The sequence below is a fragment of the Georgenia sp. SUBG003 genome, from assembly GCF_000715355.2.
Taxonomy (GTDB): domain Bacteria; phylum Actinomycetota; class Actinomycetes; order Actinomycetales; family Actinomycetaceae; genus Georgenia.
In genome coordinates, this window is record NZ_CP180204.1 from 943,663 (window position 1) to 956,048 (window position 12,386).

Annotated in this window: 12 protein-coding genes and 1 tRNA gene; 7 read left to right on the forward strand and 6 right to left on the reverse strand. The window is 72.4% G+C overall.

Annotated features, from left to right (window positions below):
- Positions 1 to 63: 63 nt before the first annotated feature.
- A tRNA-Gln gene (locus DA06_RS04540) sits at positions 64 to 135 on the reverse strand.
- Positions 136 to 288: 153 nt separating this feature from the next.
- On the opposite strand from DA06_RS04540, the gene DA06_RS04545 reads away from it, so the two are divergent.
- Positions 289 to 915 carry a TetR/AcrR family transcriptional regulator gene (locus DA06_RS04545; RefSeq protein ID WP_043497699.1) on the forward strand — a complete coding sequence of 209 codons (627 nt, stop codon included), beginning with the start codon at positions 289 to 291 and terminating at the stop codon, positions 913 to 915.
- 128 nt (positions 916 to 1,043) lie between these two features.
- Here the strand turns inward: DA06_RS04545 and DA06_RS04550 are convergent, their stop codons facing one another.
- Positions 1,044 to 1,391 (reverse strand): hypothetical protein, encoded by a 348-nt coding sequence (locus tag DA06_RS04550; RefSeq protein WP_043497693.1) that lies wholly within the window; start codon positions 1,389 to 1,391, stop codon positions 1,044 to 1,046.
- A 140-nt stretch (positions 1,392 to 1,531) separates the two neighbouring features.
- Between DA06_RS04550 and DA06_RS04555 the strand changes: the two genes are divergently transcribed.
- Complete coding sequence (locus tag DA06_RS04555; RefSeq protein ID WP_052436367.1) at positions 1,532 to 2,071, forward strand: MarR family winged helix-turn-helix transcriptional regulator; 540 nt, start codon at positions 1,532 to 1,534, stop codon at positions 2,069 to 2,071.
- 152 nt (positions 2,072 to 2,223) lie between these two features.
- Here the strand turns inward: DA06_RS04555 and DA06_RS04560 are convergent, their stop codons facing one another.
- Positions 2,224 to 2,625 carry a hypothetical protein gene (locus DA06_RS04560; protein WP_418606957.1) on the reverse strand — a complete coding sequence of 134 codons (402 nt, stop codon included), beginning with the start codon at positions 2,623 to 2,625 and terminating at the stop codon, positions 2,224 to 2,226.
- Positions 2,626 to 2,736: 111 nt separating this feature from the next.
- On the opposite strand from DA06_RS04560, the gene DA06_RS04565 reads away from it, so the two are divergent.
- The 5 genes from DA06_RS04565 (at position 2,737) to DA06_RS04585 (ending at position 8,379) form a co-directional block, all read left to right on the forward strand.
- Complete coding sequence (locus DA06_RS04565; protein ID WP_043497705.1) at positions 2,737 to 2,964, forward strand: hypothetical protein; 228 nt, start codon at positions 2,737 to 2,739, stop codon at positions 2,962 to 2,964.
- Between the two features lie 110 nt (positions 2,965 to 3,074).
- The gene (gene deoC, locus DA06_RS04570) at positions 3,075 to 4,082 is read left to right on the forward strand and encodes a deoxyribose-phosphate aldolase (protein WP_043497730.1); all 1,008 of its coding nucleotides are present in this window, start codon (positions 3,075 to 3,077) and stop codon (positions 4,080 to 4,082) included.
- A gap of 7 nt (positions 4,083 to 4,089) precedes the next feature.
- Positions 4,090 to 5,595, forward strand: a complete 1,506-nt coding sequence (locus DA06_RS04575) for an aldehyde dehydrogenase family protein (protein WP_043497707.1) — start codon at positions 4,090 to 4,092, stop codon at positions 5,593 to 5,595.
- Positions 5,592 to 6,446 (forward strand): aldehyde dehydrogenase family protein, encoded by an 855-nt coding sequence (locus tag DA06_RS04580; protein ID WP_043497712.1) that lies wholly within the window; start codon positions 5,592 to 5,594, stop codon positions 6,444 to 6,446. Before DA06_RS04575 ends, DA06_RS04580 begins: the two co-directional genes overlap by 4 nt.
- Before the next feature lie 653 nt (positions 6,447 to 7,099).
- Positions 7,100 to 8,379, forward strand: a protein-coding gene (locus DA06_RS04585) for an IS3 family transposase (protein WP_418606960.1) whose coding sequence is annotated in 2 segments (ribosomal slippage) — positions 7,100 to 7,373 and positions 7,373 to 8,379 — 1,281 coding nt in all. Because the reading frame shifts where the segments join, the coding sequence is not laid out codon by codon here.
- Between the two features lie 336 nt (positions 8,380 to 8,715).
- Here DA06_RS04585 and DA06_RS04590 read toward each other — a convergent pair.
- The 3 genes from DA06_RS04590 to DA06_RS04600 all read right to left on the reverse strand — a co-directional run bounded on the left by DA06_RS04590 (position 8,716) and on the right by DA06_RS04600 (position 12,383).
- Positions 8,716 to 10,494, reverse strand: a complete 1,779-nt coding sequence (locus tag DA06_RS04590) for a hypothetical protein (RefSeq protein ID WP_418606962.1) — start codon at positions 10,492 to 10,494, stop codon at positions 8,716 to 8,718.
- A 385-nt stretch (positions 10,495 to 10,879) separates the two neighbouring features.
- Positions 10,880 to 11,275, reverse strand: coding sequence for a heat shock protein transcriptional repressor HspR (locus DA06_RS04595; RefSeq protein WP_043497732.1), 396 nt, complete (start codon positions 11,273 to 11,275; stop codon positions 10,880 to 10,882).
- Positions 11,276 to 11,387: 112 nt separating this feature from the next.
- On the reverse strand, positions 11,388 to 12,383 hold the full coding sequence (locus DA06_RS04600) for a DnaJ C-terminal domain-containing protein (RefSeq protein WP_043497719.1): 996 nt from the start codon (positions 12,381 to 12,383) through the stop codon (positions 11,388 to 11,390).
- Positions 12,384 to 12,386: the final 3 nt, after the last annotated feature.

A 12,386-nucleotide genomic window follows, 5' to 3' on the forward strand; every position in this document is an offset into this window, starting at 1 on the left:
TCTAGCGTCGCCCGCGGACACCCTGCCTCCGCCGTCCGTCCCGCGCGGAGCGGCGGGACCCGGCTCCGCCCCCAGGATTCGAACCCGGACCGCAAGGCACCAAAGGCCTGCGTGCTGCCGTTACACCAGGGCGGACCGCGCGCCGCGCGCGCGGCACCAGTGTGCCAGCAGCGACGGGGGCGGCCGAAACTGTGGGCTGCGCCGCACCTCCCCCGGTTCCACCGGCCCGGCCGCCCGCACGGCATGATGTGCCGGGTGACGCCCAAGCAGAAGACCTCCCGCGTGCGCATGACCGGCAGCCAGCGACGCGAGCAGCTGGTGGACGTCTCGCGCGCCCTCTTCGCGAGCAAGGGCTTCGAGGGCACGAGCGTGGAGGAGATCGCCGCCCGCGCCAAGGTGTCCAAGCCGGTGGTGTACGAGCACTTCGGCGGCAAGGAGGGCATCTACGCCGTCGTCGTCGACCGTGAGGTCCAGCGTCTGCTCGGCATGCTCACCGAGCAGCTCAGCTCCGGCGGGCACCCCAAGACGATCGTGGAGCGCTCCGCCCTGGCGCTGCTGGACTACATCGAGGAGAACACCGACGGGTTCCGGATCCTCGTGCGCGACTCCCCCGTGGCGCAGGCGACCGGCACGTTCTCCTCCCTGATCGGCGACGTCGCGAGCCAGGTCGAGCACATCCTCGCCGCCCAGTTCCGGGCCCGGCGGCTCGACCCCGCGGCGGCGCCCATGTACGCGCAGATGCTCGTCGGCCTCATCGCGCTGACGGGCCAGTGGTGGCTCGAGGCGCGCCACCCGGCCAAGACCGAGGTGGCCGCGCACATCGTCAACCTGGCCTGGAACGGCCTGGCCGGGCTGGAGCGCTCGCCACGCCTGACGACGCTCGACCAGGGCCGGACGGCCTCCGACAAGGCCTGACCGCAGGTCCGCGGCCGGGTCGCGGCCCGGGAGCCGGCGTGCCGCCGGGCGGTAGGTACGACTCCAGCCCGACGTGGTCCGGCACGACGTGACCTCGCGGCAACGACGTCCCACCCGCCGGCCGGCGGTCAGCCGAGCGGCCAGCTGGGGATCAGGACGTCGAGCTCGAAGAACTTGCTCGCCACCACGTGCATGCCCACGTAGTAGACGCCCGCGGCGAGGTAGGTCAGCATCCCCTCGAGCACGCGGGTGCCCATGAGCACGAGCAGCAGCACCAGCGACACTCCCACCGGTACCGCCGTCAGCGCCCAGTTCGGCGCGGTCAGCATCTGCGCCACGACGCCCAGCGTGACGGACGCGAACCCGATCACGCCGGCCTCGGAGATCCGCAGCCGCCGGAAGAGGGTGCGGTCGCCGAGGAAACAGCTCAGGCCGGTGAGGGCCACGGCTGCGACGTAGGTGACGAGGGGCGACATGGCGCCATCTTTTCGCCGCGCTCTCGAGCCCGGAGGGCGTTGCACTCAAGATTTGCTCAAGAGTGGCGGGCCGGGCTCTCAAGGTTTGCTCAAGACGCTCGCTCCGCACGATTTATCTCGATGTCGAGTAATCTCCGGGTATGAACGCAGGGCAGCCGACCGGGGACGGCACCGTCCGCGGCGTCGACGGACCTCGGGACGAGGTGGACCGCATCGTCGACGCCTGGCAGCGCGAGCGCCCCGACCTCCAGCCCATGCCGTTGCACGTCTTCTCCCGCGTCACCCGGCTCGCCCGCCACCTCGACCTGACCCGGCGCTCGGCGTTCGCCGAGCACGGGGTGGAGGCGTGGGAGTTCGACGTCCTCTCGGCCCTGCGCCGCGCCGGCGAGCCGTACGAGCTCACCCCGGGTCGGCTCATCGCCGAGACACTCGTCTCCTCGGGCACGATGACGAACCGGATCGACCGCATGGTGGCCCACGGGCTCGTGGTACGTGCGGCGGACGCCACCGACCGCCGGGTGGTGAAGGTCCGCCTGACCCCGGAGGGCAGGCGGCGGGTGGACGCGGCGATGTCCCAGCTGCTCGAGTCCGAGCGGGCCCTGCTGGCGGTGCTCTCCGAGCCGGACCGCAAGCGCCTGAGCGACTCGCTCCGCTCGCTGCTCATCCCGTTCGAGGGCTGAACCGGGCACGGCACGGCCCCCTCCCCTCGAGGGCTGAACCTGGCACGGCACGGCCCCACTCCCCGAGGGCCGAACCGGGCACGGCACGGCCCCGCTCCCCGAGGGCCGAACCAGTCACGCGTCCTTCCCGCGGGAGCAGGTCGGCACCGTGGCTACTCCGCGACCTCGGCGGCCACCAGCCACTCCTCCTCCAGCGCCGTGTGCTGCGCCTCCGCCTCCCTGGACTCCGCAGCCAGCCGGGTGATCGCCTCGACGTCGCCGGCGGCCGACGCCGCGGCGAGCTCGGCGTGCAGCGTCTCGATCCGGGCCGACGCCCTGGCGAGCTGCCGCTCCAGGCGCGCCATCTCCTTGCGCGCCGCCCTCTGCTCGGCCGCGCTCGGGGCTGAGGCCTCGGCCGTCCCGCCGCCGCCCGACGCGCCGCACCGGGGTCTCGACGCGCCGGCGACCCCGTGCTGCACCTGTACGACCCGTCGGACGGACGGGTGCACCAGGTACCGCTCGCCGACCTGCTCGGACGTGCCGCGCCGCACCCGGCGCTGGGCGGCTGGACGCACGTCGTCTGGATCCTTCTGCCCGGGCCCGTCGGGCGAGCCGATTCCCTTGCGCCGACAGGGCACGCGGGGCAGTCTGGGCATCCCATCCCGTGACCGTTCGAGGAGGAGCCCATGAGCGAGCAGCCCGACAGCACCGCCATCGAGCTGGACCCGGAGACGCTGGCCGAGGAGCACGTCGTCAGTGAGGACCCTGCCGACGTGCCCGAGGACTACGAGCCCGAGCCGGACCTCGTCTCGGCGACCCGCGAGGCCGACCACGCGGACGTGGCCGAGCAGCTGACGGAGGTGCCCGGCATGGACGAGGACGGCGACGAGGGCGAGGTCGCGGAGGAGTTCTAGGACGTACCGCCGGCCCGCCCCCGGGAACGGGGGCGGGCCGGCCAGCACGCTCCGCCGTCGGCGGAGAACCACCCGTCCACAGGGGCGGGGCAGAAGCAGGTGGAGGAACGATGACGTTGCAGACCGCCTCGCTGGCGCCGGCCGCGAGGGCCGTCCGGGTGCTCGGGAACGAGCTGACCGAGAAGAGCCTGCGCCTGCACCTCGAAGGGCTGCCGGGCGTGGACGCCGTCGGGCTCGACCAGCGTGCGGCCTCGCTGGGCACCCGGTCGATCAAGACGACGTCGAAGGCCTGGGCGATCGACAAGGTCATCTCCCTCGTCGACCTGACCACCCTCGAGGGCGCGGACACGCCGGGGAAGGTGCGATCGCTCGTCGCCAAGGCGGTGAACCCGGACCCGGCCGACCCGTCGACGCCCCGCCCGGCCGCGGTCTGCGTGTACGGGGACATGGTCCCCGCCGCGGTCGAGGCGCTCGGCCCGCTCAAGGGGCTGGACGCCGGCGGGATCAACGTGGCCGCCGTCGCGACCGCCTTCCCCAGCGGACGGGCGCCCCGGGAGGTCAAGCTCGCCGACACCGCCGCCGCCGTGGCGGCGGGCGCGGACGAGATCGACATGGTCATCGACCGCGGGGCGTTCCTCTCCGGCAGGTACGGCAAGGTCTTCGACGAGATCGTCGCCGTCAAGAAGGCGTGCCGGCGCCCCGACGGCACCTCCGCGCACCTGAAGGTCATCCTGGAGACCGGCGAGCTGGCGACCTACGACAACGTCCGGCGCGCGTCGTGGCTCGCGATCCTCGCGGGCGGGGACTTCATCAAGACCTCCACCGGCAAGGTCTCGCCGGCGGCGACCCTGCCGGTGACGCTGTTGATGCTGCAGGTGGTGCGGGACTGGTACCGGCTCACCGGCGAGCGGATCGGTGTCAAGCCGGCGGGCGGGATCCGCACGTCGAAGGACGCGATCAAGTACGTCGTCACCGTGGCCGAGACGGTGGGGGAGGAGTGGCTCGACCCGCACCTGTTCCGGTTCGGGGCGTCGAGCCTCCTCAACGACGTGCTGCTGCAGCGCCAACGCGTCCGCACCGGCCACTACTCCGGCCCCGACTACGTCACGATCGACTGAGGTCCCGATGAGCTTTCTCGACTACGCCCCCGCGCCGGAGTCCACGGCGATCCTCAGCCTGCGCGAGTCCTACGGGCTCTTCATCGACGGCGAGTTCGTCGACGCCGAAGGGTCCTCCTTCGCCACCATCTCGCCCGCGACGGAGCGGCACATCGCCACGGTCGCCGCCGCGAACGCCGTCGACGTCGACCGGGCCGTCGCGGCGGCCCGGCGCGCCTACGAGGGCGTCTGGTCGCGGCTGAGCGGCACGGACCGCGGCAAGTATCTGTTCCGCATCGCCCGGCTCGTCCAGGAGCGCGCCCGCGAGCTCGCCGTCGCGGAGAGCCTCGACAACGGCAAGCCCATCAGGGAGAGTCGCGACGTCGACATCCCGCTCGTGGCCGCCTGGTTCTTCTACTACGCCGGGTGGGCCGACAAGCTCGACCACGCGGGCCTCGGCCCGGCGCCGCGTTCCCTCGGTGTCGCGGCGCAGGTGATCCCGTGGAACTTCCCGCTGCTGATGCTGGCCTGGAAGATCGCGCCCGCGCTCGCGGCCGGGAACACCGTGGTGCTCAAGCCCGCGGAGACGACGCCGCTGACCGCCCTGCTCTTCGCCGAGATCCTCCAGCAGGCCGACCTGCCGCCCGGGGTGGTCAACATCCTCACCGGCGCCGGGGACACCGGGGAGGCCCTGGTGAACCACGCGGGCGTCGACAAGGTCGCCTTCACCGGCTCGACCGCCGTCGGCCGCGCGATCGCCCGGTCCGTGGCGGGGACGGGGAAGAAGGTCACGCTCGAGCTGGGCGGGAAGGCGGCCAACATCGTCTTCGACGACGCACCGCTGGACCAGGCCATCGAGGGCATCGTCAACGGCATCTTCTTCAATCAGGGCCACGTGTGCTGCGCCGGGTCGCGGCTCCTCGTGCAGGAGAACGTCCACGACGAGGTCATCGACCGGCTCAAGGACCGGCTGTCGACCCTGCGGCTCGGTGACCCGCTCGACAAGAACACCGACATCGGCGCGATCAACTCGGCCGAGCAGCTCGACCGCATCCGCACGCTGTCGCGGATCGGCGAGGAGGAGGGCGCGGAGCGGTGGAGCGCCCCCTGCACGATCCCGGAGAACGGATTCTGGTACGCGCCCACGATCTTCACGGGCGTCTCCACGTCGCACCGCATCGCGCGCGACGAGATCTTCGGGCCGGTCCTGTCCGTGCTGACGTTCCGCACGCCCGCGGAGGCGGTGGCGAAGGCGAACAACACCCCGTACGGGCTGTCCGCCGGGATCTGGACGGAGAAGGGCAGCCGGATCCTCGCCGTCGCCGACCGGCTGCGCGCGGGCGTGGTGTGGGCGAACACCTTCAACCGCTTCGACCCGGCCTCACCCTTCGGCGGCTACAAGGAGTCCGGCTACGGGCGGGAGGGTGGCCGGCACGGTCTCGCCGCCTACCTGGAGCCGACGGCCGGGTCCGGCGGCGTGCCGGAACCGTTGCGCCGAGCGTCTCGCTCGACGGAGAAGGAGGCGACGCGATGACCCGCCTCGCCGTGCCGAAGACCTACAAGCTCTACGTGGGCGGGAAGTTCCCGCGTTCCGAGAGCGGCCGCACCTACGAGGTGACGACGGCGGACGGGCGGTTCCTCGCCAACGCCGCGAGGGCGAGCCGCAAGGACGCCCGCGACGCCGTGCGCGCCGCCAGGTCCGCGCAGCCGGGCTGGGCAGGTGCGACGGCCTACAACCGGGGGCAGGTGCTCTACCGGATCGCCGAGCTGCTCGAGGGGCGTCGTGCCCAGTTCGTCGAGGAGGTCCGCGAGACGGAGAACGTCGGTGCCGCTGCGGCCGCCGAGCAGGTCGACGCCGCGATCGACGTGTGGGTCTGGTACGCCGGCTGGGCCGACAAGTACGCGCAGGTCGCCGGCAACGCCAACCCCGTGGCGGGGCCCTACTTCAACCTGTCCGCCCCCGAGCCGGCCGGCGTGGTCGCGATCGTGGCGCCGCAGGAGTCTGCGCTGCTCGGGCTCGTGTCCGTGGTCGCCCCGGCGCTCGTGCCGGGCAACACCGTGGTCGTCGTCGCGTCGGAGCGGGCGCCGCTCTCCGCCGTCAGCCTGTCCGAGGTGCTCGCGACCTCGGACGTGCCCGGTGGAGTCGTCAACGTGCTCACCGGCTCGCCGGGCGAGATCACGCCGTGGCTCGCGGCGCACGCGGACGTCAACGCCCTCGACCTCGCCGGAGCCGGTGCTCTGGACTGGGTCGACCTCGAGGTCACCGCGGCGGAGACGCTCAAGCGCGTGCTTCCGCCGGTGGACGGTGTGCCCGCGCCCTCTCTCGGACGGATCACGGCCCTGACCGAGACCAAGACCGTCTGGCACCCCAAGGGGATGCTCTGACCCGGGTGTGAGATGCCGGCGCAGCTGGCTTCGGCTCTGCTGTGCTGCTGTGCTGCTGTGCTGCTCTGCTGGTGGGCCCAGCCCCAGTCGGGCATGGCTCTGAGCCGGTACGCATGTACGCGTCGGCCCGTGCCGTGCCGTGCCGTGCCGTGCCGGCGACGGAACCGGCTCGCCGGCTGTGACGGCCGGGAAGAAGCACGACTGCGACGGGTGCCGGGCGCGCGCTCAGGGGCGCGCGCTGAACGCACGTGGTGACGGGCACGCGCTGACGGGGCACGCGCTGAGGGGGCGCGTGGTGACGGGCACGCGCTCACGGGCACGCGAGTTCCCGCGGCCGGTGGGTCAGAACGGTGGGTCGCCGTTGGCGAGGAGGTCGGCCCAGCGGGTGGTGGCTGCCGGGGGTGCCGGCGGGCGGGTCGGGGGGTGTGCCGGTACCGGTGGCCGGTGCGAGGAACGGTCCAGATGACGGTGCCGTCCGTCTCGCGGCGCACGTGCCAGTGCCGGGTGGTCTTGAGGTTGTGGTGGCGCCGGCACAACGGGTGCAGGTTGCACGTGCTCGTCTGCCTGACCAGGTGCGCGATGGACGGGTCGTAGGCGATGTGAAGCGTTCGGGTTTGTGTGCCGCATCGTTTCTTGCGAGGAAGGATGCAGGTATGCCGAAGCAGTACGACGCCGCGGCGAAGGAGCGCGCGGTGCGGATGGTCAGGGAGCAGGTCCCGGAGTACGGGTCGATCACCAAGGCGTGCGAGGCGGTCGCGGCGCGTCTGGGGATGTCCCGGGAGACGTTGCGCGGGTGGGTGCGTCAGGGCGATGTCGACGCCGGCGCCCGGGACGGGATGACGACGCAGGAACGCGAGGAGATCAAGGCCCTCAAGGCGCGGGTGCGGCGCCTTGAGGAGGACAACGCGATCCTGAGGTCGGCGGCGACTTTCTTCGCGGGGGAGCTCGACCCCCGAAACCGATGATCATGGAGTTCATCCGCTCTCAGCACGCCCAGGGCCGCTCGGTCGAGTCGGTCTGCCGGGTCCTGTCCGACCAGGGCCTGCAGGTCGCCGCGCGGACCTACCGGGCCTGGCGGGCCCGGACCTCCCTGGCGCCGCGGGAGCTGGCGATGGCGTACCTGGTCAACGCCATCCACTCCCTCGCGTTCGTGCTGGACCCCACCACGGGCCGGTACCGGCTGCTTCCCGAGGGCCTGTACGGGCGGCGGAAGATGACCGCGCTGCTGCGGCGGGGCGGGCTGGAGGTCTCCTACGGGCGCGTCGACGCCGCGATGCGGGCCCTGGGTCACCACGGGGTCAGCCGGGCACGGCGCCACCGCACCACCGTGCCGGGCAGGGACGGCAAACGGGCTGGGGACCTGCTGAACCGGGACTTCACCGCGCCGGCACCGAACCTGGTGTGGGTCACCGACTTCACCTACGTGCGGACCTGGGAGGGGTTCGTCTACGTCGCTTTCATCGTCGACGTCTTCGCCCAGCGGATCCTGGCCTGGCACGCCCAGCGCACAAAGGTCACCGACCTGGTCATGGTCCCGCTGCGCATGGCGATCTGGCAGCGCGACCGCGAGGAGCGGCCCGTCGCCCGCGGGCAGCTGATCCACCACTCCGACGCGGGCAGCCAGTACACCTCGATCCGGCTGACCGAGCACCTGGCCGTGGAGGACATCGCACCCTCGATCGGCACCGTCGGCGACGCCTACGACAACGCCCTGATGGAGTCGATCATCGGCCTGTACAAGACCGAGTGCATCGCCACCACCGTCTTCCACGACGGGGCGTACAAGACCCTCGCCGACGTCGAGTTCGCCACCGCCGGGTGGGTCGCCTGGTACAACAACACCCGGCTGCACTCCAGCATCGGGATGGTCCCGCCCGTCGAGCACGAGCAGGCCCACTACGCTGCCCTCGAGCCCGAGGCCCAGCCAGTATGAGAGCGGCACGAAAACCCGAACGCTTCACACTGGCACGTGCGCCGCGAGACGGACGGCACCGTCATCTGGACCGTTCCTCGCACCGGCCACCGGTACCGGCACACCCCCCGACCCGCCCGCCGGCACCCCGGCAGCCACCACCCGCTGGGCCGACCTCCTCGCCAAAGGCGAGCCACCGTTCTGAGGCCCGGCAGGCAGCGCGGGACCCGCCACGACGACCAACCCAGCACGCCGGCACGCCAGCACGCCGGATAACCCCGGCACGTCCGCACACCAGAAGCCCTCGGGCACGCCAAGACGACGGAGGCCCCTGGTGACTTGTGCAGCGCCACCCCGTCACGCGCGTCCGCTCTTCGTGCCCGCCGAGGCCAACGACGACGACCTCGAAGAGGAACCGGTGCATGCGCCCGTCATGCCCGGGCGCCTGGGACGCCGCCGGTGAAGTGCCTGGTCACCGCCGCAACAAAAACCTACGTCCCTCCGGGCCGGCGGCCGGAGGGACGTAGGTGGTGTGGGACGGGCGCGCCCGGACGTCGGGGGACAGCGTCGGCGCGCCCGTGTCTCAGGCCACGCGCCTGTGAGCGCGACGGCGGAAGGGACGCCAACGGGCAAGGCGCCGGCGGTGGTGGCGACCCCGCGTGCCAGGCTGTCGCGGTGACGGCCGCTGCCGTCCGCGATGCGCGCTGCCCATGCCCGGAAGGCGAGGAGCGCTGTACCCGACGCGACTGCGACCGCGGCCACCGCGAGGAGGCCGTCCCCGACACCGGTGCTGGGCAGGGCAGCCGCAGCCCGGACGCTCGACGGCCTGGTGACGGTGGGGCTGCCGGCCTCGGGGCTCTCCACCGCGGGGTTCCTGACCGTCGGGCTCGAGACAGGGACGGTCACGACGGTTCCAGGACGGCCGCCCGGGATGCCACCCGACCCGCCTGGGACGCCAGGCCCACCCGTGTCACCGCCGACCCCACCGGTGTCACCGCCGGAATCAGGTCCGGGGCACACGACGCCCGGGTCGACCATCGTGTTCTCGTAGACGGCCGGGTGATGGATCTCTTCGGTCCACGCCGGCTCGTCCACGATCTGCCGGGTCTCTCCGGTCGCCTCCCACCCCTCGGCGGGCGGCTCGGTGGACCACTGCTCCTCCAGGTGCCCGCTCTCCGGGACCTCGGGCAGCGCTTCCTGGGTGACGACGCGCCTGGTGTACTCGAGCTCGGTGCCCCACTCGTCCGGCAGCGCGGGCACGGCGGGCTGATACGGCGTGACGACGATCGTCTCGTAGGTCGGCGGCACGTACTCCTGGCCGGGGTCGATGAGGACCTCCTCGACCCACGCCTCCTTCACGAGCACCTGCTCGTCCCACGCCGCGGTGACGAGGATCTCCTCCTCCCAGGCCGCGCTGACGAGCCTCTGCTCGACCCAGGCGTCCTGCAGCACCTCGCTGACACCGGTGGCCTCCCAGCCGACGCTGCTCGAGTTGCTCTCCGAGTTCCAGTCGGGATCGATCTCCCACCGCGTGGCGCTCCCGTTCTTCTGGCGGAACTCGTAGCGGATCACCGCGTCATGGTGGATGGTCTCGTACACGGCGGGGTGCTGGACGGTCTCGTACACGGCCGGGTGGTGCACGGTCGTGTACTCGGCCTCGTGGTGAATCTGCTGGACCGTCGGCGCAACGTAGGGCTGTCCCGGGTCGACGAGACGCTGCTCCGTGACCGCCGGAACCTCCGGCACCCCCGGCGTACCCGGGCGGACGAGCACCGGCCGAGACTCCCCCGTGGCGGTCCACCCGGCCAACGGCTCCACCGACCACACGGTCTCGTCGTGCGCGATCTCGGGGACAGCGGGCCGGTACTCCTGGTCCACGACCCAGCGGGCGTAGCGCGCCTCCGTCAGCCACGTGGCCTCGTGCTCGATCTTCTCCGTCCACGCCGGACGGACCAGCACGTCGGCGTAGGTCGGTGCGACACCGACGCACTCTCCCGCCTCCCGGACGACGGCGGTCGACGGGGCCAGCCCGAAGGCAGAGCCCGCACCCGTACCGGCTGCCGTCGGGGCCGCGACCAGCATGCCCGCACCGAGCGCGACGACTCCCAGAGCACCTGACATCTTCAGAACAACCACGGCCCGCTCCTCGTGCCCGACCCCTGTCGCGATCACCGTCGGAGCTGGGCGCGGTGACCACGTCGCCGCGGCCCACGCACCCGCCGCCCGGCGGGTCACGCTCGGCGGAGAACCCGGCGGGCCCCCGCGGGATCCGGCCTCGGCGCCGGCGGCACCGTCCGAATCCCTGGTGAAAGCACACCGCGCCGACCGCTGCGTAGCGGGGATACGGACGGTTGAAGACCACCTGATCCTGCGGAGGGGGCGGCAGGGTGACCGAGAGTGACCGAGGGTGAGCTCGAGGGTGACCGAGGGTGAGGTCCGGGGGTGACCGAGGGTGAGGTCCGAGGTGACCGAGGGTGAACCGAACGAGGAGGAGGGCCCCGCGAGTAGCAGGCGTAACCCGTCAGCGGCCCTGCGGCCTCCACAGGACGAGCGCGCCGCCGCTCGCGGTGGACACGCGCCGCACGCGCGTGCCGCGCGGCACCGCGACGACGTCGCCGGAGGGGCCTGCCGCGAAGATCCGCTGCCCCGGGTCGGCGATCAGCCGGAGGCGCTGGTTCTCGGAGCGGACCTGGACGAGCTCGTCCTCGAGCTCCATGATCCGCTTGATGCCGGCGAGGTTGACGCCCTCCTCCTGGCTCAGCCGCTGCACCTCGCGGAGCCGCACGACGTCGCGCATCGAGTAGCGACGTCCGCGCCCCCGGGTCCGGCGAGGCTGGACGAGGCCGAGCCTGTCGTACTGCCGCAACGTCTGCGGGTGCATGCCGGCGAGCTCCGCCGCCACCGAGATCGGCAGCATCGGCACGTCCTCGCGCCTCTCGGTCGTCACCAGTCCCCGCCTCCCCTGCTCCGCCACGGTCCTCTCCGCGGCGCTGAGACCGCCGGGTGAGACTCACCCACCCGGCGGACCGTCAGCGCGCGGCCTGCTCCATCAGCCCCTGCCGGGGGTTCACACCCTCGTTCGCCGCCGCGAACGCCTTCACGGCGTCCTTCGCGGCGCTCGAGAGGCGGCTGGGGACCACCACGTTCACCGTGACCAGGAGGTCGCCGTCGGGGCCGTTCTTGACGTTCAGCCCCTTCCGTCGCACCCGGAGCGTCCGGCCCGACGGCGTACCCGCCGGGACCTTGACCCGCACCGACCTGCCGTCGAGCGTGGGCACGTCGATCGTCGCGCCCAGTGCCGCCTCGTCGAACGTGACGGGCACGGTGATCCGCACATTCTTCCCGTCCAGGGAGAAGAGCGGGTGCGGCTCGACGTGGACGGTGACGATGAGGTCGCCGGGCTCGCCGCCGTTCTGCCCCGGCCGCCCCTTGCCGCGCAGCCGAATCTTCTGACCGTCGTGCACCCCGGGCGGGATGCGGGTCGTCATGGTGCGGCCGTCCACGGTGAGCTGGACGGTCGAGCCCTCCACGGCGTTGCGGAACGGCAGCGTCGCGGACGTGGTGACGTCCGAGCCACGCTGGGGCCGCCGCCGGGAACCGAACCCGCCGCCGCCGAACATGCCGGACAGGATGTCCTCGAAGCCGGGCGCGTTCGGGCCCTGGCCCTGCGTGGTGTACCGCACCCGCTGGCCACCGGTCCCGGCGCCGGCACCGAACATGTCGCCGAAGAGGTCCTCGAAGCCCGCACCGCCCGTGCCTCCGCGGCCCGCGGAGAATCGCGCCCCGCCGCCGGCCATGGCCCGCAGCGTGTCGTACTGCTTGCGCTGCTCCGGGTCGGAGAGGACGGCGTAGGCCTCACCCACCGACTTGAACTTCTCCTCCGCGGCACTGTCGCCGGGGTTCTGGTCGGGGTGGTACTGCCGGGCGAGCTTGCGGTAGGCCTTCTTGATCGCGTCGGCGTCGGCGTCCTTCCCGACGCCGAGGGTGGCGTAGAAGTCCTTCTCCAGCCAGTCCTGTCCGGTCATCGC